The 2,772-nt window shown below is 70.6% G+C and carries 3 protein-coding genes; all 3 read left to right on the plus strand.

The window, feature by feature from the left end; translation table 11 throughout:
* Positions 1-1,167, plus strand: a 1,167-nt coding sequence (locus AB0O36_RS36930; protein WP_365118368.1) for a vitamin B12 dependent-methionine synthase activation domain-containing protein, incomplete at its 5' end; no start/stop codon positions are given.
* On the plus strand, positions 1,164-2,069 hold the full coding sequence (metF, locus tag AB0O36_RS36935; RefSeq protein ID WP_365118372.1) for a methylenetetrahydrofolate reductase [NAD(P)H]: 906 nt from the start codon (positions 1,164-1,166) through the stop codon (positions 2,067-2,069). The genes AB0O36_RS36930 and metF, both read left to right, overlap by 4 nt.
* Positions 2,047-2,772 (plus strand): adenosylhomocysteinase (locus tag AB0O36_RS36940; RefSeq protein WP_365118375.1); only part of this gene is annotated, 726 nt, incomplete at its 3' end. The genes metF and AB0O36_RS36940, both read left to right, overlap by 23 nt.

Consider the following 2,772-nt stretch of genomic DNA (forward strand, 5'->3'; position numbering starts at 1 on the left):
ATCCTCGAAGCCGCCGAAGAGCACCGGGCCGACGTCATCGGCATGTCCGGCCTCCTGGTCAAGTCCACCGTGATCATGAAGGAGAACCTGGAGGAACTGAACGCACGGGGCATGGCCGCCGGCTACCCCGTGATCCTCGGCGGCGCCGCCCTGACCCGCGCGTACGTGGAGCAGGACCTCCACGAGATCTACGAGGGCGAAGTCCGCTACGCCCGCGACGCCTTCGAGGGCCTCCGCCTCATGGACGCGCTCATGGGCGTCAAGCGCGGCGTCCCCGGCGCCGAACTCCCGCCGCTCAAGCAGCGCCGCGTCCCGCTCCGGCCCGCCCCCGCCCTCCAGGTGTCCGAACCCGACGCGACCGGACGCTCCGACGTGGCCGTCGACAACCCGGTGCCCGCCCCGCCGTTCTGGGGCACCCGCGTCATCAAGGGCATCGGCCTGAAGGACTACGCCTCCTGGCTCGACGAGACCGCCCTGTTCAAGGGCCAGTGGGGCCTCAAGGACAAGGACACCATCGAAACGGACGGCCGGCCCAGGCTGCGCGGCTGGCTCGACCGCCTGCACACCGAGGGCATGCTGGAAGCCGCCGTCGTGCACGGCTACTTCCCCTGCGTGTCCAAGGGCGACGACCTGATCGTCCTCGACGAGAACGGCGGGGAGCGGACCCGGTTCACCTTCCCCCGGCAGCAGCGCGGCCGCCGCCTCTGCCTCGCCGACTTCTTCCGTCCCGAGGAGTCAGGCGAGACCGACGTCGTCGGCCTCCAGGTCGTCACCGTCGGCTCGAGGATCGGCGAGGCCACCGCCAAGCTGTTCGAGGCGAACGCCTACCGCGAGTACATGGAGCTCCACGGCCTGTCCGTGCAGCTCGCCGAGGCCCTCGCGGAGTACTGGCACGCCCGCGTCCGCGCCGACCTCGGGATCGACGGATCCGAACCGGACTCGATGGACGGCATGTTCCGCACCGAGTACCAGGGCTGCCGCTACTCGCTCGGCTACCCGGCCTGCCCCGACCTGGAGGACCGGGCCAAGATCGCCGACCTGCTCCGGCCGGAGCGGATCGGGGTCCACCTGTCCGAGGAGTTCCAGCTCCACCCCGAGCAGTCCACCGACGCCATCGTCGTCCACCACCCCGAAGCGTCGTACTTCAACGCCGGAGGCCGCACATGAGACCACTGCGGGACACGTTCGCCGACGGGACGCCCTCCTTCTCCTTCGAGTTCTTCCCGCCGAAGACCGACCGCGGCAGCCGCGTCCTCTGGGACGCCATCCGCCGGATCGAGCCGTTCGCCCCGTCCTTCGTCTCCGTCACCTACGGGGCCGGCGGCTCCTCCCGGGACCGTACGGTCGAGGTGACCAAGCGGATCGCCGCGGAAACCACCCTGCGGCCCGTCGCCCACCTGACCGCGGTCGGGCACTCGGTCGCCGAGCTGCGCCACATCATCGGCCAGTACGCCGACGCGGGCGTCCGCGACGTGCTCGCACTGCGCGGCGACCCGCCCGGCGACCCGCGGGCCGAGTGGACCGCCCACCCCGACGGCTTCACCCACGCCCGCGAACTCGTCTCGCTCATCCGCGACACGGGCGACTTCAGCGTCGGTGTCGCGGCCTTCCCGGAGATGCACCCCCGCTCCCCGGACTGGGCCACCGACATCCGGCACTTCGTCGCCAAGTGCCGGGCCGGCGCCGACTACGCCATCACCCAGATGTTCTTCCACGTGGAGGACTACCTGCGGCTGCGCGACCGGGTCGCCGCGGCGGGCTGCCACATCCCGATCATCCCCGAGATCATGCCCGCCACCGACGTACGGCAGATCGGCCGGTTCGCCGAGCTCAGCGGTGCCGCCTTCCCCGAGGAGCTGGCCCGCCGCCTGGACGCCGTACGGGACGACCCGGCCGCCGGCCACGCCATAGGAGTCGAGCACGCCACCGCCATGGCCGAGCGGCTGCTCGCCGAGGGTGCCCCCGGCCTGCACTACATCACCCTGAACCGTTCCACCGCGACGGTGGAGATCCACCGCAACGTCATGAACTCAAGGAGTGCACATCATGTCCTCGCAGCCCCCCGCTGACTTCACGGACTTCAAGGTCGCGGACCTCTCCCTTGCCGCCTTCGGCCGCAAGGAGATCACCCTGGCCGAGCACGAGATGCCGGGCCTGATGTCGATCCGCCGCGAGTACGCGCAGGCGCAGCCGCTGGCCGGCGCCCGGATCACCGGCTCGCTGCACATGACCGTGCAGACCGCCGTGCTCATCGAGACTCTCGTCGCCCTGGGCGCCCAGGTCCGCTGGGTGTCCTGCAACATCTACTCCACCCAGGACCACGCGGCCGCGGCGATAGCCGCCGCCGGCATCCCGGTGTTCGCCTGGAAGGGCGAGACGCTGGAGGAGTACTGGTGGTGCACCGAGCAGGCGCTGACCTGGCCCGGCGCGGACGGCCCCAACATGATCCTGGACGACGGCGGTGACGCCACCCTCCTGGTCCACAAGGGCGTCGAGTTCGCCAAGGCCGGCACCGTGCCCGACCCGGACACCGCCGACAACGACGAGCTGCGCATCGTCTACGGGCTGCTGCGCGACAGCGAGCTGGACTGGGTCGAGCTGGCCGCCGGAATCCGCGGCGTGACCGAGGAGACCACCACCGGTGTCCACCGCCTCTACGAGATGCACCGCGACGGCGCCCTGCTGTTCCCGGCGATCAACGTGAATGACGCGGTGACGAAGTCGAAGTTCGACAACAAGTACGGCTGCCGTCACTCCCTGATCGACGGCATC

Origin of the sequence: Streptomyces sp. NPDC089799, assembly GCF_040684755.1 — a bacterium.
Lineage (GTDB): Bacteria > Actinomycetota > Actinomycetes > Streptomycetales > Streptomycetaceae > Streptomyces.